Genomic DNA, 25,034 nt, shown 5'->3' with positions numbered 1-25,034 from the left:
CTCACACCTGCTTGAAAGACAAAAGGGCACCTCGGTGCCCTTTTTCGTTGGCGGCTGTTGCTGCTGCCCTTGCCAGGCCGCCGCCAACCCTGCGGCACGCCTCGAGGAATCGCAAACGAAAGATCGCCACTCCCGCCCGGCGCGGCAAGACACAATTGTCAAGCCATGCAATACATCCCACCCAACTACGCGACCCTCTTCGTAGCCACCTGCAATCTCCTGAACCTCGCGAACCCCAACCGCGTGTACTACGAGAACCAGGACGCCTACACCGAGCGCGAGTACGAGCGAAAGATCGACTGGACCGGCGAGCGCTTCCACGCGCTCAACGCCGACGTGCTGGCGGTGCAGGAGGTGTGGGACGAGGCGGCGCTCAAGGACGCCATTGCGCGCAGCGGGCTGCGCTACGACTTCGTCTCGGTGCCGGGCGCCGAGAACAAGCCGCTGCCCGGCAGCCCGCCGGGCACGCCGGACAGGCCCGGCGCGCAAGGCACGCCACGCGTGGGCATCGCCACGCGGCTGAAGGTGGACGACGTGCGCTCCTTCGCTGAATTTCCGCCGGCCTTCGGCGTCGACGTGCCCGGGCTGGGCTCGCACACGCGCTTCGAACGGCCGCCGATGCTGGTCACCGTGCGCATGAAGCACGGCCAGCCGGTGCACGTGCTCACGGCGCACCTGAAGTCCAAGCGGCCGAAGTTCCTGCAGGACGCGCAGGGCAACCACCTGGAAGACCGCGACGACCGCAAGGTGGGCGTGATGGCGTCGCTGCGTTCGCTGCTCATGCGCGGCGCCGAGGCCGCCGCCCTGCGCTGCATCGTGATCGACCTGCTGCAGGGCACCAACGTGCCGCTGGTGGTGATGGGCGACTTCAACGACAACCCGCACAGCGTGACCACGCAGCTCGTGGCGGCCACCTCCGAGGTGGCCTACGACAAGGCCGCGCGCGACGTGGCGCTGTTCAACGCCTACGAGATGCAGGGCGAGTCGGCGCTCAAGAAGGACGTGGCTTACTCGCACATCCACCAGGGCTTTCCGGATGTGCTCGACCAGATCCTGGTGAGCGAGGAATTCGTCGCCGGCAGCCGCCACAGCCTGGGCGACGTGCGGCGCGTCGACTACTTCAACGACCACCTGCACGAAGGGCGCGACCGCTCGCGCTCCGACCACGGCTTCGTGCGCGCGCTGCTGCGGCTGCGCACGGACTGAGGCTCTGCATTTCTTCCTCCCCTTCCGGGGGGAGGATCGGGGTGGGGGCACGCGGCCGTCGATGAGACGCAGCGACATTGCAAGCGCCGTCAGCCCCCATCCCAACTTCCCCCGTGAGGGGAAGGCGCAAGACAAGAGCCGCGCGCCGTGCCCTGTGCCCGGCCCGCTTCAGCGGCCCATGCGCTTGCCGGTCTGCCGGTCGAACAGGTGCACGCTCTCGGCCTCGATGGCCAGCCGCACGGTCTCGTCGGGCCGCGCATCGACGCGGCCGTGCACCGCCAGCACCAGCTTGGCTTCGCCCACCTGCACCAGCAGTTCGGTCTCCGCGCCCGTGGGCTCGACCACGATCACCTTGGCATCCACGCCGTTCGAGCCGCCGCCGAGCGTCATGTCGCCCGGGCGAATGCCGTAGTGCACCGGCTGGCCGTCGGGCGCCGAAGTGGCCACCGGCACGGGCCAGCGCGCACCCTGCGATTCGACCCAGCACTCGCCGCCCGAGCGCCGCACGGTGCCTTCGATCACGTTCATCGACGGCGAGCCGATGAACTGCGCCACGAACAGGTTGTCGGGGCGGTCGTACAGGTCCAGCGGCGTGCCGATCTGCTCGACGATGCCGTCGTGCATCACGACGATGCGGTCGGCCATGGTCATGGCCTCGATCTGGTCGTGCGTCACGTACACGGTGGTGGTCTTCAGGCGCTGGTGCAGCGCCTTGATCTCGGCGCGCATGGCCACGCGCAGCTTGGCGTCGAGGTTGGACAGCGGCTCGTCGAACAGGAACACCTTCGGGTCGCGCACGATGGCGCGGCCCATGGCCACGCGCTGGCGCTGGCCGCCCGAGAGTTCGCGCGGGTAGCGGCCCAGCAGCGGGTCGAGGTTCAGGATCTTCGCGGCGCGCGACACGCGCTCGTCGGTCACCGACTTCTCGGCGTTGCGCAGGCGCAGGCTGAAGCCCATGTTCTCGCCCACCGTCATGTGCGGGTAGAGCGCGTAGCTCTGGAACACCATGGCGATGTCGCGGTCCTTCGACTCGAGGTCGTTGACCACGCGGCCGTCGATGACGATCTCGCCACCGCTGATGTCCTCAAGGCCGGCCAGCATGCGCAGCAGCGTCGACTTGCCGCAGCCCGACGGGCCGACCAGCACGACGAATTCGCCGTCGGTGATGTCGAAGCCCAGGCCCTTGATGATCTGGACCTTGCCGAAGGATTTCTGGATATTGCGAAAGGAGACGGAAGCCATTTTTTAATCCTGTTTTCGCTCAGCTCTTCACGGCACCGGCCGTGAGGCCGCCGACCATGTAGCGTTTGAAGGCGTAGTAGATCGCCGCCGGAGGCAACGCGTAGATCAGGCCGGTGGCCATCAGCAGCTCCCATGGCGAATCGTCGGCCGACAGGAAGTTGCCGAGCGCCACCGCCAGCGTCACGCTCCTGTCGTTCGACAGCAGCAGGAACGCATAGAGGTACTCGTTCCACGCCAGCAGCAGCGAGTAGGTGCCCACGGCCACCAGCGAAGGCACCATCAGCGGCAGGTACACGAGGCGAAACAGCTGCAACGGCGAGGCGCCGTCCATGCGCGCGGCTTCGTCGAGCTCGTAGGGCAGCTTGTCGGAGGCCTGCTTCAGCACCCAGATGCAGTACGGCGAGGCGATGGTCACCATCGCCAATATCAGCGCCCACTGGCTGTTGAGCAGCCCGTAGTTGCCCATCGTCTTGTACATGGGCACGGCCAGGAAGGCGGCCGGAATGAAGTACGTGAACAGCGCCAGGTTCATCACCGTGCGCCCGCCGCGCACGCGCAGCCGGCTGATGGCGAACGCCGCGGTGGTGGCCACGAACAGCGTCAGCACACCGACCGACAGCGCAATGACCAGCGAGTTGCCCAGCTGCACCCAGAAGTGGCTCAGGTAGAAATGCTTCTGGTAGAAGACCGTCGCGAAGTTGTTCAGCGTCGGGTGCGTGGGCCACAGGTGGCCGCTGGTGGCGGAGTCCTTGCTCGAGAACGCGAACAGCGCCATGTGATAGACCGGAATCAGCGTCCACAGCAGCACCGGGATGCCGATGAGCAGCAGCTTGGCCTCGGTCAGCACGGCCTTGGGGGTCCAGCGCGTCATATCGCCCTCCGACGAGCCGCCTCCAGGGAGGCGAGCGCCCCCTGGGGAGGCAGTGAATACACGAAGTGATGAACGTGGGGGCTCATTTCGACAGCCTCTTCATCATGAAGTACACGAGCGGCAGCACGAGCGGCATGGCCACCACGATGGACGCCATCGACAGGTCGACCTGGTCGAGGCGCAGGTAGCGAATGCCCAGCGTGGCGAGCACGTGCGTCAGGTCGGCGGGTCCGCCGCCGGTGAGCAGGTACACGCTGTTGAAGTCGCCCAGCGTCCAGATCATCGACAGAATGAGCGAGGTGACGTACAGCGTCTTCAGTGCCGGCCAGCTCACGAAGCGGAACTTCTGCCACGAGGTGGCGCCGTCGACCGAGGCGGCCTCGTACTGCTCGCCCGGAATGGCCAGCCGCCCCGCCACCAGGATCAGCGTCCAGAACGGCAGCGACTTCCACACGTGCACCAGCATCGCGAAGCCCAGCGCGAGCGTCGGGTCGTTGAGCCAATTGGGACCATCGGCGCCGGTCAGGCGGAAGATGGTGGTGTTGATCACGCCCCACTCCGGGTTCAGCATGAAGCGGAACGACAGGATGGTCGGGATCGAAGGCATCGCCCACGGTAGGATGAAGATCGCCGAGATGATCTTGATCCACCAGCGCGAGGTCACGAAGAAGCCCGAGAGCACGAGGGCCACGAGCATCTTGATGTTGATCGCCACGACCAGGAACACGGCCGTGTTGATCACGGAGCGGAAGAAGATCGGGTCTTCGACCAGCTTCACGTAGCTTTGCGGATGGCGGGCGAGCCAGAGCCCGTAGCCCACCGGGTACAGGACGAACACCACGAACACCAGCAGGTAGGGCACGACCATCACCGCGCCCCAGAACTGCCAGCGCGCGTGGCGCGCACCCAGGTTGGCGACAGGTGCCGCGGTGGTCGCGGCGGCGTCGGAGACGGTCACGGTCGAGCTCATGGCGTCGGCTGCTGTGCGTTCGTGGGGCTCGCCGCGCTTACTGCGCCGCCACCGTCTTAATGCGCGCGATCATCTCGTCCACGGCCTTGTCCACCGGCACCTTGTCGGTCACGACGCGGCTCATGGCCTTGGCCCAGACGTTCTCGTTGTTGATCACGGTGAAGCGGTAGTTCTTGGTGAACTCGAAGGTCACGGTGCCGGCGGCGTACTGGTTGAACACCGACTTGCGGTGCGAGTCGGCCTGCCAGAACGGGCTGGCCTGTCCGGCCTTGGTGACCGGGAACCAGCGGCCCAGCGAACCCTCGACGTACGGCGTGAGGTTTTCCTCCTGCAGCAGGAAGGACACGAACTCCTTGGCGCGCGCCTTGTTCTTGCCGTCCTTGAACACCACGCCGGTCTTCACCGCGGTGCGGTAGACCATCTTGCCGCCGTCGGGCTTGCTCGGGAAACCGGCCGTGCGGATGCGCTCGGTGTAGTTCTTGCGCGCTTCTTCACGCTGCTCGGCGGTGAGCGTTGCGTTGTTCGAGTCGTCGAGCCACTTGGCCGGCAGCGAGATGGTCGCGTTGTGCGTCATCACGGTCGTCTTGTTGTGGAAGGCGACGTTGTTGTCCGGGTCCTTCCAGCTGGTGGACGAAGGCGGCGTGCAGCCCGTGAGGTAGGGCTTGGTGTAGTCGGTCATGGCGGCGATCAGGCCGGTGCGCACCTTCGGGTCGTCGACCAGCAGCTTGCCGTTGTCGTCGACCAGCTTGACGTTGTACGCGTCCATGAACGTCAGGAACGAATAGAAGGCGTCGCTCGAGTCCACGCCCATGGGCATGCCGATGCCGAAGGTGCGCTTGCCGCTCTTCTGGCGGCTCGCGGGTTGTACCTTCTCGCACCAGAAGGGCCAGTACTCCTTCCACGTGGTGGGGATGTCCGACTCCTTGAAGCCGGCCTCGGCGAGCATGTCGATCCAGTACTCGATGTGCATCGTCTGCTGCTTGATCGGGAAGGCGTAGTAGGCCTTCTTCTTCGTCTGGTCGTTGTAGAGGAAGGTGGTCTCGATCGTGTTGGTCGCGAAGCGGTCCTTCATGGGCGTGAGCACGCTGCCGATGTCCTCGAGCTTGCCGTCGAAGGCCCACTTGCCGGTGACCTGGAAGTCGTACACGTCGGCGTAGGCCACGTCGGGCGGGCTGCCCGAGTCGAGCGCGGACACGGTCTTCGGAATCATGTCCTGCACCGGGTACTGCGACAGCTCGACCTTCACGTCCTTGTGCTTTTCCTCGAACTTCTTGATGGCGGCGAACAGCGCGTCGTCCTCCGCCTTGTAGAAGCCCTTGACCCACCAGACGGTGAGCTTTTCCTGCGCGAAGGCGTTGCCTGACGCGATCAGGCCCAGCGCGACCAGGGTCGGCGCAATGAGCGATTTGGCGAGTTTCATGGTTTTGTCTCCTTCTCTTCTTGGGTGGAATTTGCTCGGGGCGCGAGCGTAGGGTGAAAGAACCGGATGCGAACTGCGGACAAACGCGTAGACGGCCTGGGCGACGCCGCCGCGCCTAGCTGGCCTTGAGCCTTGGCGGCGGCCTGCTCAGGCGTGGCAGGCGGCGCCTGGAACCGAGCACGTCCTCGATGTCCTGGCGCGCGCCGTCGATGAGCCGGATGATCGCGAGCTCGGCCTTCGACGGGTCATGCGCGATCACCGCGTCGAGCACCGCGCGGTGCAGCGGCAGCGAGAGCGCGGGGCCGTCGGGCTTGGTGGTGGAAATCTCGAAGCTGGTGCGCAGCAGCGCGTTGAGCACCTTGCTCATCTGCGAAATCATGCGGTTGCCCGCCGCGCTCAACAGGCCGTTGTGAAAGCGCAGGTCGAAGGTGACGTAGTCGCCGCCGTTCTCCACGGCTTCCTTCATGCCGGCGAAGGCACTTTCGATTTCGTCGATGTCCTTCTGGGTGGCGCGCTCCGCCGCGAGCCGCACCGCCGCAGGCTCGACCACGCGGCGCAGGTCCTGCAGGTCGCGCAGGAACTCGGGCGTGAGGCCGGCGCGTGCTTGCCAGGTGATGACGTCGGGGTCGAACCAGTTCCACTTGTCCTTGGGCAGCACGCGCGTGCCGACCTTCGGCCCGGTGACGATCAGGCCCTTGGCCACCAGGGACTTGATGGCCTCGCGCACCACCGTGCGGCTCACGCCGAGTTCCTCGCCGAGGATGGGCTCCGCGGGGATCGACGCACCGATCGCATAGCGCCCCGCCACCACGGCTTCACCGAGCAGCTCGAGCGTGCGACCGTGGATGTTCTTGATCATGTGAGATGTGATTTCTGGTATCGCGACGCTCGAAAACACTAAGGCTCCGGCGTGTTGATCGCGCTTATCATATGATGATTGAAATCGATTTTCCGGCAGGACAAACCCTGAGGTTTGGGCCCTTAAAAGCAACAATTCGGAGACATACCCATGAGCATTCCTCCCAAGAAAAAACCCGGTGAACTGCGCAGCCAGCAATGGTTCGGACGCCACGACCGAGACGGCTTCATCTACCGCAGCTGGATGAAAGGCAAGGGCGTGCCGCACGACCAGTTCGACGGTCGCCCGGTCATCGGCATCTGCAACACCTTCAGCGAACTGACGCCCTGCAACTCGCACTTCCGCACGCTCGCGGAGCAGGTGAAGATCGGCGTGTACGAAGCGGGCGGCTTCCCGCTCGAGTTCCCGGTGATGTCGCTCGGCGAGACGCTGCTGCGGCCCACCGCCATGCTTTACCGCAACCTCGCGAGCATGGACGTCGAGGAGAGCATTCGCGGCAACCCGCTGGACGGCGTGGTGCTGCTCATGGGCTGCGACAAGACCACCCCCGCACTGATGATGGGCGCGGCCAGCGTCGACCTGCCGACCATCGGCGTGTCGGGCGGCCCGATGCTCTCGGGCAAGTGGCGCGGACAGGAGCTGGGCTCGGGCACCGGCGTGTGGCAGATGAGCGAGCAGGTGCGCGCCGGCACGCTCAAGCTGCAGGACTTCTTCGAGGCCGAGAGCTGCATGCACCGCAGCCACGGCCACTGCATGACGATGGGCACCGCGAGCACCATGGCCAGCATGGTCGAGTCGCTGGGCATCGGCCTGCCGGGCAATGCGGCCTACCCCGCCGTCGACGGCCGCCGCAACGTGCTGGCGCGCCAGGCGGGCCGGCGCATCGTCGGCATGGTGCACGAGGACATGAACATGTCGAAGATCCTCACGCGCCAGGCCATCGAGAACGCGATCAAGGTCAATGCGGCCATCGGCGGCTCGACCAACTTCGTGATCCACCTGCTGGCCATCGCGGGCCGCATGGGCGTGGACCTCACGCTCGACGACTTCGACCGCCTGGCCGCCGAGCTGCCCTGCCTGGTCAACCTGCAACCCTCGGGCCAGTACCTGATGGAAGACTTCTGCTACGCGGGCGGCCTGCCGGTGGTGATCAAGGAGATCGCCGAGCACCTGCACAAGGACATCCTCACGGTCACCGGCCAGAGCGTCTGGGAGAACGTGAAGGACGCCGAGAACTACGGCCCGCAGGTCATCCGCACGCTGGCCGAGCCCTTCAAGGAGAAGGCCGGCATCTGCGTGCTGCGCGGCAACCTCGCGCCCAACGGCGCCATCATCAAGCCCAGCGCGGCCACGCCCGAGCTGCTGGTGCACAAGGGCCGCGCGGTGGTGTTCGAGAGCGCCGAAGACCTGCACAAGCGCATCGACGACGAGAACCTCGACATCGACGAGCACTGCATCATGGTGCTGAAGAACTGCGGCCCCAAGGGCTACCCCGGCATGGCCGAGGCCGGCAACATGCCGCTGCCGCCGAAGGTGCTGCGCAAGGGCATCACGGACATGGTGCGCATCAGCGACGCGCGCATGAGCGGCACCGCCTACGGCACCGTGGTGCTGCACACCGCGCCCGAGGCCGCGGCCGGTGGCCCGCTGGCCCTGGTGCAGGACGGCGACATCGTCGAGCTCGACGTGCCCAACCGCAAGCTGCACCTGCATGTGAGCGACGAGGAACTGGCCAAGCGCCGCGAGAAGTGGGTCGCGCCGCCGGCCCCGCTCGACTCGGGTTACTGGAAGCTGTACGTCGACACGGTGCTGCAGGCCGACCAGGGGGCCGACCTGGCCTTCCTGCGCGGCCGCCGCGGGGCATTCGTGCCGCGCGACAATCACTGAGATGACGACAAGACTGGTAGCCATCGACTGGGGCACGAGTTCACTGCGCGGCGCGCTGCTGGACGCTGACGGCAAGGTGCTGGAAGAGCGCAGCGATGCGCGCGGCATCCTCACGGTGCCCGAAGGCGGCTTTCCCGCCGTCTTCGACACGCTGTTCGGCGACTGGATGCGCCTGCAGGGCGCACGCTGCCTGATCTCCGGCATGGCCGGCAGCAAGCAGGGCTGGGTCGAGGCGCCGTACTGCGCCTGCCCCGCGGGCCGCGTGGAAGTGGGCCGCAGGATCATCGACATCGACGCCATTCCCGGCGCGCGCATCGCGATCGTGCCGGGCCTGAGCGACGAGCACGACGGCGTGCCCGACGTGATGCGCGGCGAAGAGGTGCAGATCTTCGGCGCCATGTCGATCACCGGCATGGACGACGGCGTCTTCGTGCTGCCCGGCACGCACAACAAGTGGGTCACGGTGAAGAAGGGCCGCGTCGCGGGCTTTCGCACCTACATGACGGGCGAGTTCTATGCGCTGCTGAGCCAGCACTCGATCCTGGCGCGCACGCTGGACGCGGCCGCGCCGCTGGACGAAGCCGCCTTCCTCGAAGGCGTGACACGCTCCGAGAACGGCCACGGCCTGCTGCACAACGCCTTCGGCACGCGCACGCTGGCGCTGTTCGAGCGCATGCCGAAGGAAGAGCTCGCGAGCTATCTCTCGGGCCTACTCATCGGCGACGAGCTGCGCATGCAGTCGCTGCAGGCCGTCGGCGAGGTGGTGCTGATCGGCTCGTCCGCCCTCACCCAGCGCTACACGCTCGCCCTGCGCGCCACCGGCGTCGCCACGCGCACGCTGGGTGCCGAAGCCACCTGGGCCGGACTGCACGCGCTGTCGGGCTTTCTCGACACCGACAGACGCGCAAGCCCAACCTAAATCCCGCACCAGCCCCGCATCAGCCCCGCATGACCACACCCCTCGAAAAATTCAGCGCAGCGATGCGCGAGCTGCCCCTGGTGGCCATCCTGCGCGGCCTCGCGCCCGCCGAAGCCGCCGACGTGGGCGACGCCATCGTCGAGCCCGGCTTCCGCCTGCTCGAAGTGCCGCTCAACTCGCCACAGCCGCTGGAGAGCATCGCGCTGATGCGCCAGCGCTTTCCGCAGGCGCTGATCGGCGCGGGCACGGTGCTCGGCGCGCAGCAGGTGCGCGACGTGCATGCCGCCGGCGGCGAACTCATCGTCTCGCCCAACTACAACGCCGAAGTGGTCGCCGAAGCCGCGCGGCTCGGCCTGGTCTGCCTGCCGGGCGTCATGACGCCCACCGAGGCCTTCGGCGCGCTCGCGTCGGGCGCCACCGGGCTCAAGCTGTTCCCCGCCGAGCTGGCCTCGCCCGCCGTGGTGAAGGCGCTGCTGGCGGTGCTGCCGGCCGGCACGCCGGTGATGCCCGTGGGCGGCATCACGCCGATGAACATGGCCGAATGGCGGGCGGCGGGTGCCGAGGGCTTCGGCATCGGCTCCGCCCTCTACAAGCCCGGCAAGACGGCCGGCGCGGTGCGCGAAGACGCGAAGAAATTCATCTCGGCCTGGACCGGCACGACGCTGGACTGAGCCCGCAAGAACAACGGAGAACCCCACGATGTCCGCCGATTCCGAATACGCCAGCCCCGCCGTGCGCAAGCTGCGCGAAGACCTTGCGCTCGCACTGCGCGCGGCCGCCCACCACGGGCTGTCCGAAGGTGTGTGCAACCATTTCAGCGTGATGCTGCCGGGCGCGCAGGACCGTTACCTCATCAACCCGCGCGGGCTGCACTGGAGCGAGATCGGCCCCGACGACATCGTGCTGATCGACGTGCACGGCGAGGTGCTGGCCGGGCGCCACCGCGTCGAGCCGACCGCGCTGTTCATCCACGGCGCGGTACACCGGCTCACCGGCCATGCGGTCGTGCTGCACTGCCACATGCCCTACGCCACGGCGCTCACGCTCACGGTCGACCGTGCGCTCGACCCGACCGCGAGCCAGAACGCGATGCGCTACATGAACCGCATTGCCATCGACGCCGAATACAACGGCCTGGCGCTGGACGACGCCGAAGGCGAGCGCATTGCCCGCGCCATGACCGGCAAGGACGTGGCCTTTCTCGCGAACCACGGCGTGATCGTGGCGGGCGGCACCATCGCGCATGCCTACGACGACCTCTACTACCTGGAGCGCGCGTGCCTGCACCAGGTGATCGCGCAGTCGACCGGGCGCCCGCTGGTGCCGGTCGACGCCAAGCTGGCCGCGCACGTGGCGGCGCAGATCCAGGGCGAGCGCGAGCAGTCCGACCTGTTCTTCGAAGCCCTGCGCCGCATGCTGCCGCCGCCACGCGGCTGAGGCAACGGCCTACAACCAATGGCGCGCCCCGCCAGGCGCGCCGCGGGCGCTGGAGCCTTTAGGATCCGGGCATGCCCGCGCACGGGCTTACAGCTCTTCATCCGATTTCGCTCCAGCCTTACAAAGGCTTCACACAAGGGCGCGAGGATGAGGCTTCCAACCAATACCGGGGGATCAAGTGAAAAAGCTTACTTTTGCATTCGGCGCCGCGGCCCTGCTTTCGCTGGCCGCACTGAGCGCACCAGCCCAGGCCCAGACGGGCGGCTCGTTCATCCAGGCACAGGTGTACGTGGTACCGCCTCCGCCGCCGCGCCGCTACTACGCGCCGCCGCCGCCGCCGCGCTACTACGGTCCGCCGCGCCACTATCACGGCGACCGCTACTACCGCGACCGCCGCTGGGATGACGGCCGCCGCCATGGCCGCCGCGACAACGACGGCGACGGCGTGCCCAACCGCTACGACCGCCGCCCGAACAATCCGTACCGCTATTGATCTTCATCGATCACTATTGATCGAGACGACAACGACCCGGGCCACGCGCCCGGGTTCTTGTTTCAGGCTGTCGCGAGCCCGGCCGCGGCTCAGGCCGCCTCGGGCGACCCCGCATAAGGCGGCGTCGCGCTCGACAGTCCCTGCTTGAGCTGCCGCGAGACCTCGTCGGCCAGCACCTCGACCTTGCCCGCTTCCACGCCTTCGAGCGCCTGGCGGGCCACGCTGTCGGGCGATACCTTGTCGCCGGGCAGGTGCGCGGCCATGTCGGTGTCCATCAGGGCCATGTGCAGGCTCGTGACCTGCGTGCCCTGCCCCGCCAGTTCGTTGCGCAGGCCGTTGCTCAGCGACCAGGCGGCCGACTTGGTCGCGCTGTAGGTCGCCACGCCCGGGAAGGTGGTCCAGCTCAGGGCCGACAGCGCATTCACGACCGCCCCGCCGCCGTTGGCCTTCAGCACGGGCGCGAAGGCCTGCGTGAGCGCCCAGGGGCCGAAGAAATTGGTTTCGAATTCGGCGCGCGCGGCGGCCACCGCGTCGGGCGAGCCGAGAAAGCTCGACCCGCGCGAGATGCCGGCGTTGTTGATCAGCAGCGTGACGTCGCCGCAGTCGCGCACCGCCGCCTCGATCTGCGCGGGCTGCGTCACGTCGAGCGCCACCGGCGTCACGCCGGGCAGCGTGATGCTCTTCGGGTCGCGCGCCGCGCCGTAGACCTTGCGCGCGCCGGCGGCCAGCGCCGCCTTGGCAAAGGCAAGGCCGAGGCCGCGGTTGGCACCGGTGATGAAGACGACCGAATCCTTGATTTTCATGACGCGCCTTTCGTTGAGAGAGTCTGTTGAAAACTGAGCTTCAGGCCTGCGCCACGCGGCGCAGCAATCCGCTGGTGGTGCGCGGCCAGCCCACGCGGCCGAACCAGGCGCCGCCCGCGATGGCCGACGCGCTCACCACGCCGTACACCACCAGCGCCACGCCCTGCGCCGCGAACACGCCGGAGAGGCCGCCGCCCCAGCGCAGCGCCAGCCAGCCGCCGGTGCCCGCCACCACCAGGCGCGCGATGTTGCCCAGCACCGGCCACATCAGCCGGCCCGCGCCCTGCGACGCGAAATACAGCACCAGCCCGACACCGAAGAAACCGTACAGCGGCCCCACCACGCGCAGGTAGTGTGCGCCGGTCTCGAGCATTGCAGGGTCGTTGCCGAACAGCATCAGCCACGGCCGCGGGAACAGCGCCGCGGCCACGCCGATGGTCTCGGTCAGCGCAAAGGCCAGCGCCGCGCCGGCCCAGGTGGCGCGCAGCGCGCGCTCGCGCTGGCCCGCGCCCATGCAGGTGCCGACCATCGCGACCAGCGGTGCGCCCAGGCCGAACACCAGCGGCACCAGCAGGTACTCGAGCCGCGAGGCCGTGCCGTAGCCGGCCAGCGCGCCGGAGCCGAAGTGGCCCGTCAGCGCGGTGGCGATGCCGATCGCCAGGTTGGTGGCCACCGTCGACACCGCGCCCACGAGCCCGATGCGCAGGATGTCGCGGAACATCGGCCAGCGCAGCTGCAGCGCGCCGAGCGTGAACTTCAGCAGGCTGCGTGGCGAGCGCAGGTACGCGATGAGCGCGATCGAGCCCAGCAGGTAGTACAGCAGCAGCGCCATCGCACCGCCGGCAATGCCCATGCCCGGCAGCGGACCGACGCCGAAGATCAGCAACGGCGACGCGGGAATGAGGAACACCACGCCCACCACCGTCACGTTGGCCGGCACCGACATGTTGCCCGTGCCGCGGATGATGGCCGACAGCGAATTGAACAGCCACACCAGCGTTGCGCCCGCGAACACCCAGTTCGAGTACGTGAGCGCCGCGTCGAGCGCCAGCCCGGTGCCGCCCATGATCCCGTAGAGCCAGCGCCCGCCGAGCAGCAGCGCCAGCGTGAAGCACAGGCCGAAGCCCAGCGCGATGACGATGGCGTGCCACACCAGCGCGTCGGCGTCGGCGCGGCGGCGCGCACCGAGCGCGCGCGCGATCGACGAGGCAATGCCGCCGCCCATGGCGCCGCTCGACGTCATCTGCATCAGCATGACGATGGGGAACACCAGCGCCATGCCGGCGAGCGCGTCGGTGCCGAGCTTGCCGACGAAGTAGGTCTCGATGAGGCCGACGGAGGCCTGCGCCACCATCACCAGCACGTTGGGCGCGGCCAGGCGCAGCAGCGTGGGCACGATGGGCGCCTCGAGCAGGCGGCGCGTGCGCGGGTCGAGCGAGTCGAGGTTGGCGCTGTTGGAAGTGGTCATGGCGGGTGTCCCGGTGGGTTCAGGGTGCGATCAGGCACGGGCCGCGGCGGGCGTGACCGGCGTGCCGGCCTTCGCCGCCGGGCGGCGGATCATCATCACGATCACCGCCGCCACCAAGCAGGCCGCGCCTGCGGCGTACAGCGCCGGGGTGTAGGTCAGCAGCAGCGTGCGCGCAAAGCCCGCGCCATAGGCGGCCGTGGCGGCGCCCAGCTGGTGCGCGGCAAAGACCCAGCCGAACACCAGGCCGACCTTGGCGGGGCCGAAGGCGGCGCCCGCGAGCTTGACCGTCGGCGGCACGGTGGCGATCCAGTCGAGGCCGTAGAACATCGCGAAGATGCCCAGCCCGTAGATGGTGAACTCCGAATGCGGCAGCCAGAACAGCGACAGGCCGCGCAGGCCGTAGTACCAGAACAGCAGCTTGCGGTTGTCGTAGCGGTCCGACAGCCAGCCCGACAGGATGGTGCCGACGAAGTCGAAGGCGCCCATCATCGCGAGCACCGAGGCGGCGGGCACTGCGCTCATGCCGTAGTCGCCGCACAGCGAGATGAAGTGCGTCTGCACCAGGCCGTTGGTGCTCAGGCCGCAGATGAAGAAGGTGCCCGCCAGGATCCAGAAGGTGCGGTTGGTCGAGACTTCCTTGAGCACGCGAAACGGCGTGGCGAAGTTCATCAGGGGCGCCGCGGCAGCCGGCGCGGCCGGCTGCGTGCCGGGCTTTTCACCGTAGGGCAGCAGGCCGATGTCCGACGGCCGGTTGCGCATCAGGCACAGCGCGAGCACGCCGATGAGGATGCTGCCGATCACGATCGGCACGATGGCCGAGCGCCAGCCCCAGTGCTCGATCATCCAGGCCGCGAACGGCAGGAAGGCCAGCTGCCCCGTGGCCGAGCTGGCCGTGAGCATGCCGATGACCAGGCCGCGCCGCGTCACGAACCAGCGGTTGGCCACCACCGCGCCGAGCACCAGCGCCGTCATGCCGGTGCCCAGGCCCAGCATCAGGCTCCACAGCACGAACAGTTGCCACAGCTGCGAGGCCATGGTGACCAGCGCCATGCCCAGGCCGACGAGCGTGAGGCCGGTGCAGATCACGGCGCGCAGGCCGTAGCGCTCCATGAGCACCGCGGCGAACGGGCCCATGAGGCCGAACAGCGCGAAGCGCAGCGCGAGCGCGGAGGAGATCTGCTCCGTGCTCCAGCCGAATTCCTGGCCGAGCGGCTTGAGCATGGCGCCCGGCAGGCCCAGCGCGGCCGACATGGTCAGCATGGTCAGGAAGGTGATGGCGGCGACGATCCATCCGTAGTGAATGCCGCGGCGCTGCAGCCATGCGGAGACTTGGGTGGCGAACATGGGACCTCTGCTGTTGGAATTGAATGGGAGGAGGAGAAGGAAACGAAAGCGAAAGCGAAAGCAAGACCCGCGCGCAACGTGGCGCGTGGTGAAAAACGTGGTGTGCCGTGGTGGGTGTGAGGGTCAGTCTTCGGCGTCGGGCTCTTCGTCGCCGCCCAGCAGCGCCATCGCCTCGTCGACCAGCAGGTGCAGCGCGAGCACACGCTCCACGCCCAGCAATGCATTGATGTTCTGCTGCGCCGTCTTCCAGTGCGTCTGCGCTTCCTTGCGCTTTGCCTCGCCCGCCTCGGTGAGCGCGACCAGCCGGCTGCGCGCGTCGGCGCCGGCGCCGAGCGAGATCCAGCCGGCGGCAATCAGCGGCTGCAGGTTGCGGCTCAGGGTCGACGCGGTCATCTTGAGCTCGCCCGCCAGGTCGACGGGGCGCGACGGGCCCAGGCGCGCCAGGTTCGAGAGCAGCGAGTACTGAGTGGTCTTCAGCCCGCTCTTCGACACCTCGGCATCGTAGAACTGCGAGAGGCGGCGCGAGAGCTGGCGCACCTTGAAGCTGGTGCAGCCGCGCGGTTTGGTGAGCGTGTCCATGGGGTATTATTGTAGCTGCAACTATTGCATATGCAACCTACAGCCCATTCGGCACCTCGCACACCCTCGGACAGGAGACCCACCGGCATGACGCAGACCCCCAGCCAGAACCAGCTCGAAGCCTGGATCGCCGCAGAAAAGAAGATCACCGACCGCCTCGACGCCGGCCCCGGCCCGGGCGTGGCCCGTCCCGAGCAGGTGGCGGGCAAGACCGGCCTCGAAGTGATGCAGGCCATGCTGAACGGCGAGATCCCCTACGCCGCCATCGCCAAGACGCTGGACTTCACGATCATCGAAGTGAGCCAGGGCGTGGCCATCTTCCAGGGCACGCCGCTGGCGCAGCACCTGAACCCGCTGGGCACCATCCATGGCGGCTGGGTCGCGACCATGCTCGACTCCGCGCTGGGCTGCTCGGTGCACACCATGATGCCGCCCGGGCGCGCCTACACGACCGCCGAGCTCAGCGTGAACTACGTGAAGGGCCTCACGCCCAAGGTGCAGCGCGTGCGCGCCGAAGGCAAGGTGATCCACTGCGGCCGCCAGCTGGCCACGGCCGAGGCGCGCCTGGTCGGTGCCGACGGCACGCTGTACGCGCACGCCACGACCACCTGCCTGGTGTTCGAAACGCGTCCGGCGGGCTGAGCCCGCCCCGGGCGGCTCATGGCGCCCTTTCTTTTGCGTCGCCGCATGACGCCCTTCCTTTTGCGCCGCCGCACGGCGCCCTGCCTTCGCGCCAAGTAGGCCTTCGGGCTGTAAGTCCAAAGGCGCGGCCCCTCCGGGCCTCCAGTGATAATTATTCGCAACACGGCCATTACGACAACAACAGGCGCCGGCGCTTTTAGAACACCTCACTGCCTTCCCGGAGGATCACCATGACCGAACGCTCACGCGTCCAAGGCCGCGCCGCGCGCGCATTGCTCGGCGCCAGCGCCACCTGGCTGGCCATCGCCGCCCTGCCCACGCAAGTCGCGCAGGCAGCGACCGATGAACTCACGCTCTACACCACGCGCGAGCCCGCGCTGATCCAGCCGCTCATCTCCGCCTTCAGCGCGCAGAGCAACATCAAGGTCAACACCGTGTTCGTGAAGGACGGGCTGCTGGAGCGCGTCAAGGCCGAAGGCGCGCGCTCGCCGGCCGACGTGCTGATGACGGTGGACATCGGCAACCTCATGGACCTGGTCGACGGCGGCGTGACGCAGCCCGTGAAATCGGCCGCGCTCGAATCGGCCATTCCGGCCAACCTGCGCGGCGCCGACGGCCAGTGGTTCTCGCTGTCGATGCGCGCACGCGTGCTGTACGCCGACAAGAGCCTGCCGCTCACCAACTTCCGCTACGAAGACCTGGCCAACCCCAAGTACAAGGGCAAGGTCTGCATCCGCGCGGGCCAGCATCCTTACAACACCGCGCTGGTCGCGGCGCTCATCGCGCACGACGGCGAGGCCAAGGCCGAGCAGTGGCTGCGCGGCGTGAAGGCCAACCTGGCGCGCAAGGCCACCGGCGGCGACCGCGACGTGGCGCGCGACATCCTGGGCGGCATCTGCGACGTGGGCCTGGCCAACTCGTACTACGTCGGCCAGATGAAGAGCGCCAAGGAAGGCACCGACGCGCGCAAGTGGGGCGACGCCATCAAGGTGGTGCGCCCGACCTTCGCCAACACGAAGAGCGGCGGCACGCACGTGAACATCAGCGGCGCCTCGGTGGCCAGGAACGCGCCGCAGCGCGCCAACGCCGTCAAGCTGCTCGAGTTCCTGGTGTCGGAGCCGGCGCAGTCGCTCTACGCGCAAGCCAACTACGAATACCCGGTGCGCAGGGGCGTGGCGCTCGACCCGATCATCGGCCAGACCATCGGCGAGCTGAAGGTCGATCCGCTGCCGCTGACCGAGATCGCCAAGTACCGCAAGCAGGCCAGCGCCCTCGTCGACAAGGTCGGCTTCGACCAGTGACATCGAACGGCCGGGCACCCCAGCCGGCGACTGAATGACCCCCTTGAGGCGCCCACCGCCGGGCCTGCGCGCAGCAGGCCCGGCCTGGCGCTGCGCGTCGTTGCTGATCGCGCTCGGCGTGCTAGCGCCGGTGCTCACGCTGGCGTGGCTGGCCTTCGGCTCGGGCGTGGGCCATTGGGGGCCGCTGTTCGCGCACGTGCTGCCGCAGGCGGCGCTCAACACGGCGCTGCTGCTTTCAGGTGTGGGCGCGCTGGTGCTGGTGATCGGCACCGGCTGCGCGTGGCTCGTCACCGCGCACGACTTCCCCGGGCGCGGCGTGCTGCACTGGGCGCTGCTGCTGCCGCTGGCCATGCCGACCTACATCGTCGCCTTCGCCTACCTCGACCTGCTGCATCCCATCGGCCCGGTGCAGGGTGCCATCCGCTGGGTGCTGGGCTTCGACAGCCCGCGCCAGTTCCGCCTGCCCGACCTGCGCTCGATGCCCGGCGCGATCTTCGTGCTGGGCTTCGTGCTGTACCCCTACGTCTACCTGACGGCACGCGCCATGTTCATGACGCAGCCCGCGCACCTGATGGAAGCCGCGCGCATGCTCGGCGAGAGCCGGCGCGGCGCGTTCTTCCGCGTGGCGCTGCCGCTCGCGCGGCCCGCGCTGGCCGTGGGCCTGAGCCTGGCGCTGCTGGAGACGCTCAACGACATCGGCGCCTCCGAATTCCTCGGCGTGAACACGCTCACCGTGGCGGTCTACACGACGTGGATCACGCGCTCCGACCTGGCGGGCGCCGCGCAGATCGCCTGCGCGATGCTGTTCGTGGTGGTGGCGCTGGTCTGGCTCGAGCGCAACGGCCGGCAGCACCAGCGCTTCGGCTCGGCGCAGCGCATGCGCGCCGTGCAGCCGCGCCGGCTTCGCGGCGGCGCGGCCTGGGCGGCGACCGCCACGGCCTCTCTGCCGGTGCTGATCGGCTTCGTCGCGCCCGCGCTCTACCTGGTCTGGGAAAGCGCCAAGCGGCTGCGCCAGGGCGGCGGCATTTCACAAGGGCTGGTCGCCAGCCTCGGCAACACGCTCGCACTGGCCGCGGGCGTGACCGTGGCCGCCGTGGCCGCCGGCCTGGTGGTGGCCTGGGCCGCGCGCAGCCAGGGCTCGCGCCCGAACCGCGCGCGCTGGCAGGCACGGGCCGCCACGCTGGGCTACGCGGTGCCGGGCACGGTGCTGGCCATCGGCCTGCTCACGCCGGCGCTGGCGTTCGATTCGGCCCTGGCCACCGCGTTCGGCTGGCAGGGCCTGCCGCTGATGGGCGCGGGCGTGGTGCTGGTCGTGGCCTGCGCCATCCGCTTCCTGGCGATGCCGGTGGGCGGCATCGAGGCCGGCCTCGCGCGCATTCCACCCGCCATCGAGCAGGCCTCGCGCCTGCTCGGCGAAACCACCGCCGGCACGCTGCGCCGCGTGCACCTGCCGCTGCTGCGCCCTGCCCTGGCCGCCGGTGCGCTGCTGGTGTTCGTCGACGCCATGAAGGAGCTGCCGGCCACGCTGCTGCTGCGGCCCGCCAATTTCGACACCCTCGCCACCTGGCTCTACGCCGAGGCCGCGCGCGGCACCTACGAGGAAGGCGCGATCGCCGCGCTGGCCATCGTGCTGGCCGGCCTGCTGCCGGTGGTGCTGCTGGCGCGCAACCAGCTGGGCACGCCCGCCGCCGCATCCGTTCCCGGGCCCGACAAGACACCATGAGTTCCCCCCTGCAACTCGACGCCGTCCGGCTCGCCTACGACACCCCGCGCGGCCTGCACACGGTCGTCGACGGCTTCTCGCTCGCGCTGAACGCGGGCGACATCGCCTGCCTGTTCGGCCCCTCGGGCTGCGGCAAGACCACGGTGCTGCGCGCCATCGCGGGCTTCGAGCCGGTGCGCGCCGGCACCGTGCGGCTGGGCGGCGTGCTGCTCTCGTCCGCGCAGACGCACCTGCCGCCCGAGCAGCGGCGCGTGGGCATGATGTTCCAGGAGTACGCGCTGTTCCCGCACCTGTCGGCCGCCAAGAACGTGGCGTTCGGGCTGCGTCGCCTCGGCCGTGCCACGCAGCAGGCGCGCGTCGCCGAAATGCTCGCGCTGGTGGGCCTGGCCGACGCGGGCGAACGCTATCCGCATGAGCTTTCCGGCGGCCAGCAGCAGCGCATTGCACTGGCCCGCGCGCTTGCGCCCTCGCCCGCGTTGCTGCTGCTGGACGAGCCCTTCTCCAACCTCGACGGCGGCACGCGCGAACGACTGACGGCCGAGGTGCGCGGCATCCTCAAGCAGGCTGGGCAGACGGCCGTCCTCGTCACCCACAACGAGGCCGAAGCGCACGCCATGGCCGACTGCATCGGCGTGATGCACGGCGGGCGAATCACGCACTGGCAAGCCACCTCGGCCTAGCACAGGCGGCCCGTTCGTCGAATGGGCTTTGCGGGAAAAGGTTGTTCGGGATCGCAAGAATCGCGGCGTTCCCAGCCACGCACCCACACACCCACACACACTCCCCACCGAGAACGGAAAGCCCCATGACGCAAGCTCTCACCCTCGTCAGCCACCTGCTGTGCCCGTACGTGCAGCGCGCCGCCATCGCGCTGCATGAAAAAGGCGTGCCTTTCGAGCGCGTGGTCATCGACCTCGCGAACAAGCCCCAGTGGTTCCTCGACATCTCGCCGCTCGGCAAGGTGCCGCTGCTGAAGGTGCACAAGCCCGACGGCAGCGAGGCCGTGCTGTTCGAAAGCAACGTGATCTGCGAGTACCTCGAAGAGACGCAGCCCGGTGCGCGCCTGCACCCCGAAGACCCGCTCGCCCGCGCCGGACACCGCGCATGGATGGAGTTCGGCTCGGCCGTCCTCGCCGACCTGTGGGGCTACGAGACCACGCAGGACGCGGCGGTGTTCGCGCAGAAGCGCCTTGCGCTGGTGGCGAAGTTCGAACGCGTGGAGGCCGCGCTGGCCAGTTCGGGCGAAGGCCCTTACTTCGCGGGCCCGAACTTCAGCCTCGTCGACGCGGTGTTCGCGCCCGTGTTCCGCTACTTCGAAGTGTTCGACGGCCTCAGCGACTCGCACATCTTCGACGCCCTGCCCAGGGTCGATGCCTGGCGCAAGGCGCTGGCGGCCCGCCCCAGCGTGCGCGACGCCGTGGTGCCCGAGTACCCGCAGCACCTGATGGAGTTCCTCGAGCGCCACCAGGCCCACCTGCTGACCCTGGCGGCTTGATCGCCGCGCCGGGAGGCCGACAATAGCGGCCTTCCTCTGCAACAACTACACGGCCCCACGAGATGCGATTCCTTCACACCATGCTGCGCGTCGGCAACCTCCAGCGCTCCATCGATTTCTATACCCAGGTGCTCGGCATGAACCTGCTGCGCACGTCGGAGAACCCCGAGTACAAGTACAGCCTCGCCTTTCTCGGCTTCGACAAGGGCAACCCCGAGCAGGCCGAGATCGAACTCACCTACAACTGGGGCACCGAGAGCTACGAGCTCGGCACCGCCTACGGCCACATCGCGCTCGGCGTGCCCGATGCGTATGCGGCCTGCGACAAGATCAAGGCCGCGGGCGGCAACGTGACGCGCGAGGCCGGTCCGGTCAAGGGCGGCACCACGGTGATCGCCTTCGTGACCGACCCCGACGGGTACAAGATCGAACTGATCCAGCGCAACGAAGACGCCGCCGGCGGCGGCCTGCGCTGACATGACCCGCCGCGTCGCCCTGCTGCGCGGCGTGAACGTCAATGGCATCGCGATCAAGAGCGCCGACCTGAAGGCGCTGTTCACCGGGCTCGGCTTCGGCGCGGTGCGCACCGTGCTGGCCAGCGGCAACGTGCTGTTCGACGCCGACGAGCGTGATGCCGCCGCGCTGCGCACGCGCATCGAGCAGGCGCTGCGCGAGCGCTTCGGCTACGACGCGTGGATCGTGCTGCTCACGCAGAAGCAGGTGGCCGGCATGGCCGAGGCCTACCCCTTCGAGCGCATCGACGACGAGCGCCATCCGTACATCGTGTTCGGCTCCGACGCCGCGATGCTCGACGAGATCATGGAGAAGGCCGGCACCGTCGATGCCGGCACCGAACAGCTGCAGCGCGGCAAGGGCGTGCTGTACTGGCAATGCCCGCGCGGCGAGAGCCTGGACACACCGGTGGCCAAGCTGCTGGCCAAGACGCGCTACAGGTCGAGCACCACCACGCGCAACCTGCGCACGGTGGAAAAGCTGCTCACGGGCTGAGCAACGGGAGCAACGCGCCGGTCAGCAACCGAGCAGGTCGGCCAGCGCGTCGATGTCGCGCGCGTGCAGGTTGTTGTCCGGCAGCGGCGAGACGTCCTTCGGCTGGGCGCGGCCGAATTCATGCGGGCGTTCGATGTACGCGGTCTTCAGGCCGCACACGCGCGCGGCCGCCAGGTCGTCGTGATGGGCAGCCGCCAGCATCACCTGCCCGGGCGTCGCGTCGAACACGCCCGCCACGCCGAGGTAGGTGCGCGGGTCGGGCTTGTAGGCCTTGAAGACCTCGGCCGACAGCACGCAGTCCCAGGGCAGGCCGGCGCGCTTGGCCATTTCGGTGAGCAGGCCGATGTTGCCGTTCGACAGCGTGCAGATGGTGAACTTCTTCTTGAGCCGCGTGAGCCCGGCCACCGAATCGGGCCAGGCCGGCAGGCGGTGCCAGGCGCGGCTCAGGTCGCGCTTGGCTGCGCTGTCGAGCCGGTCGGACAGGCCGAAGTCGCGCAGCACCTGCTCGAGCATGCTCAGGTGCAGCTCGTCGAGCAGCGTGAAGCCGCCCTCGCCCGCGGCAATGCGCTCCATCACGCTCTTCATGGCGGGCTGGTAGCCCGCGCGCCAGGCCAGCGCGAAGGCGGCGCCGTCCACGCCCGGCAAGGCACTTTGCGACTCGGCCGCAATGCCGCTGTGCCAGTCGACCACCGTGCCGAAAACGTCGAACGCGATGACCTTGAGGTCGCTCGCGTCAAAATCCGCGCGCATGGTCAGCGCGGCAGCTGGCTCGCGGCGCGTGCCAGTTGCTCGATGCGGGTCCAGTCGCCGTCGCGGATCGCGTCGCTCGGCACGATCCACGAGCCGCCCACGCAGGCCACGTTCGACAGCGCGAGAAACTCGGCCGCGTTGCCCGCGTGGATGCCGCCCGTCGGGCAGAAGGTGACATCGCCGAACGGGCCTTGCCAGGCCTTCAGCATCGGCAGGCCGCCGGCCTGCAGCGCGGGGAAGAACTTCAGCTGGGTGTAGCCGTCTTCCTGCGCCGTCATGATCTCGCTGCCGGTCGCCACGCCGGGCAGCAGCGGCAGGCCGAGGTCGTGGCAGGCCTTGCCGACCGAGCGCGTGTAGCCCGGGCTCACGCCGAACCTGGCACCGGCCAGTGCCGACGCCTGCGCGTCGGCCGCGCTGCGGATGGTGCCCGCGCCGGCCACGGCCTCGGGCACTTCCTTGGCGATGGCCTCGATGCACTGCAACGCTTGCGGCGTGCGCAGCGTGACTTCGAGCATGCGGATGCCGCCGGCCACCAGCGCACGTGCGAGGGGAATGGCGTCTTTCACGTCGTTCAGCACGATGACCGGAATGACCGGCGCGTCGCGCATCACGTCGAGGGGGGTGAGTTTGTCTGTCATTTCATATCTCCATCAATTACGCGCAGCCTGGGGGCGCGCTCAATCACAGCCATGAGCAGGCGCCTTCTTCTGCGGTCAATGCATTGCGGCGCATGCCGGCGAACAGTTCTCGGCCAAGGCCGTGTCCGTCGGCGATGCGCTGGGCCTCGGACAGCGTCGCGGTTTCGCGCGCATCCCATTCGTCCTGGGGCAACAACACGGCGAGCGTACCCGCTACGGCGTCGAGGCGGATCAGGTCGCCGTCGCGCACCTTGGCGAGTGGGCCGCCCGCGGCCGCTTCGGGCGAGACGTGGATCGCCGCGGGAATCTTGCCCGACGCGCCGCTCATGCGGCCGTCGGTGACCAGCGCCACGCGGAACCCCTTGCCCTGCAGCACCGACAGCGGCGGCGTGAGCTTGTGCAGCTCGGGCATGCCGTTGGCCTGCGGGCCTTGCCAGCGCACCACGCAGACCACGTCGCGCTCGAGTTCGCCGGCGGTGAAGGCCTTCTGCAGCGCGGCCTGCGAGTCGAACACGCGCGCGGGCGCTTCGATCACGTGGCGGTCGTCGGGCACCGAGGACACCTTGATCACGCTGCGCCCGAGGTTGCCGCTCAGCAGCTTGAGGCCGCCGGTGGCGCTGAACGGACGCTCGACGGTGCGCGTGATGGCTTCGTTCTTCAGCGGCGCGGCCGGGGTCCATTGCAGGCGCTGCTCGCTCGCGTCGCCCGCCAGCGCGGGAACATTGGCAAATTCGCGGATGCCGCCCGAGCGCACGGTCAGCACGTCGGCGTGCATGAGGCCGGCCTCGACCAGCTCGCCGATCACGAGGCCGGGGCCGCCCGCGGCCTGGAACTCGTTCACGTCGGCGCTGCCGTTGGGGTACACGCGGGTCAGCAGCGGAACGATGTCGGAGAGCCTCGAGAAGTCGTCCCAGTCGATCACGATGCCTGCCGCACGGGCCACGGCAACCCAGTGGATCAGGTGGTTGGTGGAGCCGCCCGTGGCCAGCAGCGCGACCATGGCGTTGACGATGCAGCGCTCGTCGACCATCTCGCCGATCGGCGGGCAACTGAAGGCCACGTCGCCGGCCTTGCCGAGCACCGTGCGCACGGCTTCGCGCGTGAGCGTTTCGCGCATCGCGTCGCCGGGCTGGATGAAGGCCGTGCCGGGCACGTGCAGGCCCATGGCCTCGAGCAGCATCTGGTTGCTGTTGGCCGTGCCGTAGAAGGTGCAGGTGCCCACCGAGTGGTAGGCGGCCATCTCGGCATCGAGCAGGCCTTGGCGGCCCACGAGGCCTTGCGCGGCCTGTTCGCGCACCTTCGACTTGGCGCCGTTCGACAGCCCCGAGGGCATCGGGCCGGCGGGCACGAACACGGTCGGCAGGTGGCCGAAGTGCAGCGCGCCGATCAGCAAGCCGGGCACGATCTTGTCGCACACGCCGAGCATCAGCGCGCTGTCGAACATGTCGTGCGTGAGCGCGATGGCGGTGCCCATGGCGATCACGTCGCGGCTGAACAGGCTGAGCTCCATGCCGGGCGTGCCCTGCGTGACGCCGTCGCACATGGCCGGCACGCCGCCGGCCACCTGCGCGGTGGCGCCGAGGCGGCGGGCCTCGTGCTTGATGATGTCCGGGTAGCCCTGGTACGGCGCGTGGGCCGAGAGCATGTCGTTGTAGGCGGTGACGATGCCGATGTTGGGTGCGCGCTCGGTCACCACGCGGAACTTGTCGCTGGCCGGAATGCCCGCCACGGCGTGCGCCACATTGGCACAGCCCATGCGGTCGGAGCCGCGGTCGCGGTTGCGGATCTCGGTGAGGCGGCTGAGGTAGGCGCTGCGCAGCCCCTGGCTGCGCTCGCGGATGCGATCGGTGACGTCGCGTACGGTGGGGTGTGTGCTGCTCATGGGGGTCGTGGGCTCGTGCTGCATGTCGCCAGGGCGACTGTGGGCCTGGAGGCCCATGGTACCAAGCCCTCTGCGAAAGGCCGATGAAATCCGGCCG

25 protein-coding genes are annotated in these 25,034 nt (G+C 68.7%); 13 read left to right on the top strand and 12 right to left on the bottom strand.

Going from position 1 to position 25,034, the window contains the following annotated elements; translation table 11 throughout:
• Nucleotides 1-165: 165 nt before the first annotated feature.
• Nucleotides 166-1,206, top strand: coding sequence for an endonuclease/exonuclease/phosphatase family protein (locus BM013_RS14705; protein WP_093128254.1), 1,041 nt, complete (start codon nucleotides 166-168; stop codon nucleotides 1,204-1,206).
• A gap of 168 nt (nucleotides 1,207-1,374) precedes the next feature.
• Here the strand turns inward: BM013_RS14705 and BM013_RS14700 are convergent, their stop codons facing one another.
• The 5 genes from BM013_RS14700 to BM013_RS14680 all read right to left on the bottom strand — a co-directional run bounded on the left by BM013_RS14700 (nucleotide 1,375) and on the right by BM013_RS14680 (nucleotide 6,568).
• Nucleotides 1,375-2,448 (bottom strand): ABC transporter ATP-binding protein, encoded by a 1,074-nt coding sequence (locus BM013_RS14700; protein ID WP_093128252.1) that lies wholly within the window; start codon nucleotides 2,446-2,448, stop codon nucleotides 1,375-1,377.
• A 19-nt stretch (nucleotides 2,449-2,467) separates the two neighbouring features.
• Nucleotides 2,468-3,319: a carbohydrate ABC transporter permease gene (locus tag BM013_RS14695; RefSeq protein WP_093128250.1), complete on the bottom strand. Its 852-nt coding sequence runs from the start codon at nucleotides 3,317-3,319 to the stop codon at nucleotides 2,468-2,470.
• A gap of 82 nt (nucleotides 3,320-3,401) precedes the next feature.
• Complete coding sequence (locus BM013_RS14690) at nucleotides 3,402-4,289, bottom strand: carbohydrate ABC transporter permease (protein ID WP_093128248.1); 888 nt, start codon at nucleotides 4,287-4,289, stop codon at nucleotides 3,402-3,404.
• 37 nt (nucleotides 4,290-4,326) lie between these two features.
• Nucleotides 4,327-5,709, bottom strand: coding sequence for an ABC transporter substrate-binding protein (locus tag BM013_RS14685; protein WP_093128246.1), 1,383 nt, complete (start codon nucleotides 5,707-5,709; stop codon nucleotides 4,327-4,329).
• Nucleotides 5,710-5,824: 115 nt separating this feature from the next.
• Nucleotides 5,825-6,568: a FadR/GntR family transcriptional regulator gene (locus BM013_RS14680; protein ID WP_093128244.1), complete on the bottom strand. Its 744-nt coding sequence runs from the start codon at nucleotides 6,566-6,568 to the stop codon at nucleotides 5,825-5,827.
• A 150-nt stretch (nucleotides 6,569-6,718) separates the two neighbouring features.
• Between BM013_RS14680 and BM013_RS14675 the strand changes: the two genes are divergently transcribed.
• The 5 genes from BM013_RS14675 (at nucleotide 6,719) to BM013_RS14655 (ending at nucleotide 11,304) form a co-directional block, all read left to right on the top strand.
• Nucleotides 6,719-8,455, top strand: coding sequence for an IlvD/Edd family dehydratase (locus BM013_RS14675; protein ID WP_093128243.1), 1,737 nt, complete (start codon nucleotides 6,719-6,721; stop codon nucleotides 8,453-8,455).
• 1 nt (nucleotide 8,456) lies between these two features.
• The gene (locus BM013_RS14670; RefSeq protein WP_093128241.1) at nucleotides 8,457-9,374 is read left to right on the top strand and encodes a 2-dehydro-3-deoxygalactonokinase; all 918 of its coding nucleotides are present in this window, start codon (nucleotides 8,457-8,459) and stop codon (nucleotides 9,372-9,374) included.
• Between the two features lie 29 nt (nucleotides 9,375-9,403).
• Nucleotides 9,404-10,045 carry a 2-dehydro-3-deoxy-6-phosphogalactonate aldolase gene (locus BM013_RS14665; protein ID WP_093128240.1) on the top strand — a complete coding sequence of 214 codons (642 nt, stop codon included), beginning with the start codon at nucleotides 9,404-9,406 and terminating at the stop codon, nucleotides 10,043-10,045.
• A 28-nt stretch (nucleotides 10,046-10,073) separates the two neighbouring features.
• Nucleotides 10,074-10,811 carry an aldolase gene (locus BM013_RS14660; protein ID WP_093128238.1) on the top strand — a complete coding sequence of 246 codons (738 nt, stop codon included), beginning with the start codon at nucleotides 10,074-10,076 and terminating at the stop codon, nucleotides 10,809-10,811.
• A gap of 178 nt (nucleotides 10,812-10,989) precedes the next feature.
• Nucleotides 10,990-11,304 (top strand): hypothetical protein, encoded by a 315-nt coding sequence (locus BM013_RS14655; RefSeq protein WP_093128236.1) that lies wholly within the window; start codon nucleotides 10,990-10,992, stop codon nucleotides 11,302-11,304.
• An 89-nt stretch (nucleotides 11,305-11,393) separates the two neighbouring features.
• Here BM013_RS14655 and BM013_RS14650 read toward each other — a convergent pair whose 3' ends face one another.
• The 4 genes from BM013_RS14650 to BM013_RS14635 form a co-directional block, all read right to left on the bottom strand.
• The gene (locus BM013_RS14650; protein WP_093128234.1) at nucleotides 11,394-12,107 is read right to left on the bottom strand and encodes an SDR family oxidoreductase; all 714 of its coding nucleotides are present in this window, start codon (nucleotides 12,105-12,107) and stop codon (nucleotides 11,394-11,396) included.
• A gap of 40 nt (nucleotides 12,108-12,147) precedes the next feature.
• Nucleotides 12,148-13,575 carry an MATE family efflux transporter gene (locus BM013_RS14645; RefSeq protein WP_093128232.1) on the bottom strand — a complete coding sequence of 476 codons (1,428 nt, stop codon included), beginning with the start codon at nucleotides 13,573-13,575 and terminating at the stop codon, nucleotides 12,148-12,150.
• A gap of 30 nt (nucleotides 13,576-13,605) precedes the next feature.
• Entirely contained in the window at nucleotides 13,606-14,919 is a 1,314-nt protein-coding gene (locus tag BM013_RS14640) for an MFS transporter (protein ID WP_093128230.1), read from the bottom strand.
• A gap of 123 nt (nucleotides 14,920-15,042) precedes the next feature.
• Nucleotides 15,043-15,498: a MarR family winged helix-turn-helix transcriptional regulator gene (locus BM013_RS14635; RefSeq protein ID WP_093128228.1), complete on the bottom strand. Its 456-nt coding sequence runs from the start codon at nucleotides 15,496-15,498 to the stop codon at nucleotides 15,043-15,045.
• 87 nt (nucleotides 15,499-15,585) lie between these two features.
• Here BM013_RS14635 and BM013_RS14630 point away from each other — a divergent pair, with 87 nt between their 5' ends.
• The 7 genes from BM013_RS14630 to BM013_RS14600 all read left to right on the top strand — a co-directional run bounded on the left by BM013_RS14630 (nucleotide 15,586) and on the right by BM013_RS14600 (nucleotide 21,667).
• Nucleotides 15,586-16,140, top strand: a complete 555-nt coding sequence (locus tag BM013_RS14630; RefSeq protein ID WP_093128226.1) for a PaaI family thioesterase — start codon at nucleotides 15,586-15,588, stop codon at nucleotides 16,138-16,140.
• A 230-nt stretch (nucleotides 16,141-16,370) separates the two neighbouring features.
• On the top strand, nucleotides 16,371-17,441 hold the full coding sequence (locus BM013_RS14625; protein WP_093128225.1) for a Fe(3+) ABC transporter substrate-binding protein: 1,071 nt from the start codon (nucleotides 16,371-16,373) through the stop codon (nucleotides 17,439-17,441).
• Between the two features lie 34 nt (nucleotides 17,442-17,475).
• Entirely contained in the window at nucleotides 17,476-19,164 is a 1,689-nt protein-coding gene (locus BM013_RS14620) for an ABC transporter permease (protein WP_093128224.1), read from the top strand.
• Complete coding sequence (locus tag BM013_RS14615) at nucleotides 19,161-19,844, top strand: ABC transporter ATP-binding protein (protein ID WP_093128223.1); 684 nt, start codon at nucleotides 19,161-19,163, stop codon at nucleotides 19,842-19,844. The genes BM013_RS14620 and BM013_RS14615 overlap by 4 nt, the downstream gene beginning before the upstream one ends.
• A gap of 125 nt (nucleotides 19,845-19,969) precedes the next feature.
• A complete protein-coding gene (locus BM013_RS14610) occupies nucleotides 19,970-20,659 on the top strand; it encodes a glutathione S-transferase family protein (RefSeq protein ID WP_093128221.1) in 690 nt (229 codons plus the stop codon).
• 62 nt (nucleotides 20,660-20,721) lie between these two features.
• Nucleotides 20,722-21,135: a lactoylglutathione lyase gene (gene gloA / locus BM013_RS14605; protein ID WP_093128219.1), complete on the top strand. Its 414-nt coding sequence runs from the start codon at nucleotides 20,722-20,724 to the stop codon at nucleotides 21,133-21,135.
• Nucleotide 21,136: 1 nt separating this feature from the next.
• The gene (locus BM013_RS14600; protein WP_093128218.1) at nucleotides 21,137-21,667 is read left to right on the top strand and encodes a DUF1697 domain-containing protein; all 531 of its coding nucleotides are present in this window, start codon (nucleotides 21,137-21,139) and stop codon (nucleotides 21,665-21,667) included.
• Nucleotides 21,668-21,688: 21 nt separating this feature from the next.
• Here the strand turns inward: BM013_RS14600 and BM013_RS14595 are convergent, their stop codons facing one another.
• The 3 genes from BM013_RS14595 to edd are packed head-to-tail and all read right to left on the bottom strand — an operon-like array spanning nucleotide 21,689 to nucleotide 24,937.
• Nucleotides 21,689-22,417 carry a haloacid dehalogenase type II gene (locus BM013_RS14595; RefSeq protein WP_093128216.1) on the bottom strand — a complete coding sequence of 243 codons (729 nt, stop codon included), beginning with the start codon at nucleotides 22,415-22,417 and terminating at the stop codon, nucleotides 21,689-21,691.
• Nucleotides 22,418-22,419: 2 nt separating this feature from the next.
• The gene (gene eda / locus BM013_RS14590) at nucleotides 22,420-23,055 is read right to left on the bottom strand and encodes a bifunctional 4-hydroxy-2-oxoglutarate aldolase/2-dehydro-3-deoxy-phosphogluconate aldolase (protein WP_093128215.1); all 636 of its coding nucleotides are present in this window, start codon (nucleotides 23,053-23,055) and stop codon (nucleotides 22,420-22,422) included.
• Nucleotides 23,056-23,098: 43 nt separating this feature from the next.
• Nucleotides 23,099-24,937 (bottom strand): phosphogluconate dehydratase, encoded by a 1,839-nt coding sequence (gene edd, locus BM013_RS14585; protein WP_093128214.1) that lies wholly within the window; start codon nucleotides 24,935-24,937, stop codon nucleotides 23,099-23,101.
• Between the last annotated feature and the right edge of the window lie 97 nt (nucleotides 24,938-25,034).

It is taken from the genome of Variovorax sp. OK605, assembly GCF_900115445.1.
GTDB lineage: Bacteria > Pseudomonadota > Gammaproteobacteria > Burkholderiales > Burkholderiaceae_C > Variovorax.
This window is presented reverse-complemented; position numbering and strand designations above follow the sequence as displayed.

Excerpts from the sequence above, each read along its gene's own strand:
- BM013_RS14705 (WP_093128254.1), top strand. The coding sequence starts at position 166 with ATGCAATACATCCCACCCAACTACGCGACCCTCTTCGTAGCCACCTGC.
- BM013_RS14700 (WP_093128252.1), bottom strand. The coding sequence starts at position 2,448 with ATGGCTTCCGTCTCCTTTCGCAATATCCAGAAATCCTTCGGCAAGGTC.
- BM013_RS14695 (WP_093128250.1), bottom strand. The coding sequence starts at position 3,319 with ATGACGCGCTGGACCCCCAAGGCCGTGCTGACCGAGGCCAAGCTGCTG.
- BM013_RS14690 (WP_093128248.1), bottom strand. The coding sequence starts at position 4,289 with ATGAGCTCGACCGTGACCGTCTCCGACGCCGCCGCGACCACCGCGGCA.
- BM013_RS14685 (WP_093128246.1), bottom strand. The coding sequence starts at position 5,709 with ATGAAACTCGCCAAATCGCTCATTGCGCCGACCCTGGTCGCGCTGGGC.
- BM013_RS14680 (WP_093128244.1), bottom strand. The coding sequence starts at position 6,568 with ATGATCAAGAACATCCACGGTCGCACGCTCGAGCTGCTCGGTGAAGCC.
- BM013_RS14675 (WP_093128243.1), top strand. The coding sequence starts at position 6,719 with ATGAGCATTCCTCCCAAGAAAAAACCCGGTGAACTGCGCAGCCAGCAA.
- BM013_RS14670 (WP_093128241.1), top strand. The coding sequence starts at position 8,457 with ATGACGACAAGACTGGTAGCCATCGACTGGGGCACGAGTTCACTGCGC.
- BM013_RS14665 (WP_093128240.1), top strand. The coding sequence starts at position 9,404 with ATGACCACACCCCTCGAAAAATTCAGCGCAGCGATGCGCGAGCTGCCC.
- BM013_RS14660 (WP_093128238.1), top strand. The coding sequence starts at position 10,074 with ATGTCCGCCGATTCCGAATACGCCAGCCCCGCCGTGCGCAAGCTGCGC.
- BM013_RS14650 (WP_093128234.1), bottom strand. The coding sequence starts at position 12,107 with ATGAAAATCAAGGATTCGGTCGTCTTCATCACCGGTGCCAACCGCGGC.
- BM013_RS14645 (WP_093128232.1), bottom strand. The coding sequence starts at position 13,575 with ATGACCACTTCCAACAGCGCCAACCTCGACTCGCTCGACCCGCGCACG.
- BM013_RS14640 (WP_093128230.1), bottom strand. The coding sequence starts at position 14,919 with ATGTTCGCCACCCAAGTCTCCGCATGGCTGCAGCGCCGCGGCATTCAC.
- BM013_RS14635 (WP_093128228.1), bottom strand. The coding sequence starts at position 15,498 with ATGGACACGCTCACCAAACCGCGCGGCTGCACCAGCTTCAAGGTGCGC.
- BM013_RS14630 (WP_093128226.1), top strand. The coding sequence starts at position 15,586 with ATGACGCAGACCCCCAGCCAGAACCAGCTCGAAGCCTGGATCGCCGCA.
- BM013_RS14625 (WP_093128225.1), top strand. The coding sequence starts at position 16,371 with ATGACCGAACGCTCACGCGTCCAAGGCCGCGCCGCGCGCGCATTGCTC.
- BM013_RS14620 (WP_093128224.1), top strand. The coding sequence starts at position 17,476 with ATGACCCCCTTGAGGCGCCCACCGCCGGGCCTGCGCGCAGCAGGCCCG.
- BM013_RS14615 (WP_093128223.1), top strand. The coding sequence starts at position 19,161 with ATGAGTTCCCCCCTGCAACTCGACGCCGTCCGGCTCGCCTACGACACC.
- BM013_RS14610 (WP_093128221.1), top strand. The coding sequence starts at position 19,970 with ATGACGCAAGCTCTCACCCTCGTCAGCCACCTGCTGTGCCCGTACGTG.
- gloA (WP_093128219.1), top strand. The coding sequence starts at position 20,722 with ATGCGATTCCTTCACACCATGCTGCGCGTCGGCAACCTCCAGCGCTCC.
- BM013_RS14600 (WP_093128218.1), top strand. The coding sequence starts at position 21,137 with ATGACCCGCCGCGTCGCCCTGCTGCGCGGCGTGAACGTCAATGGCATC.
- BM013_RS14595 (WP_093128216.1), bottom strand. The coding sequence starts at position 22,417 with ATGCGCGCGGATTTTGACGCGAGCGACCTCAAGGTCATCGCGTTCGAC.
- eda (WP_093128215.1), bottom strand. The coding sequence starts at position 23,055 with ATGACAGACAAACTCACCCCCCTCGACGTGATGCGCGACGCGCCGGTC.
- edd (WP_093128214.1), bottom strand. The coding sequence starts at position 24,937 with ATGAGCAGCACACACCCCACCGTACGCGACGTCACCGATCGCATCCGC.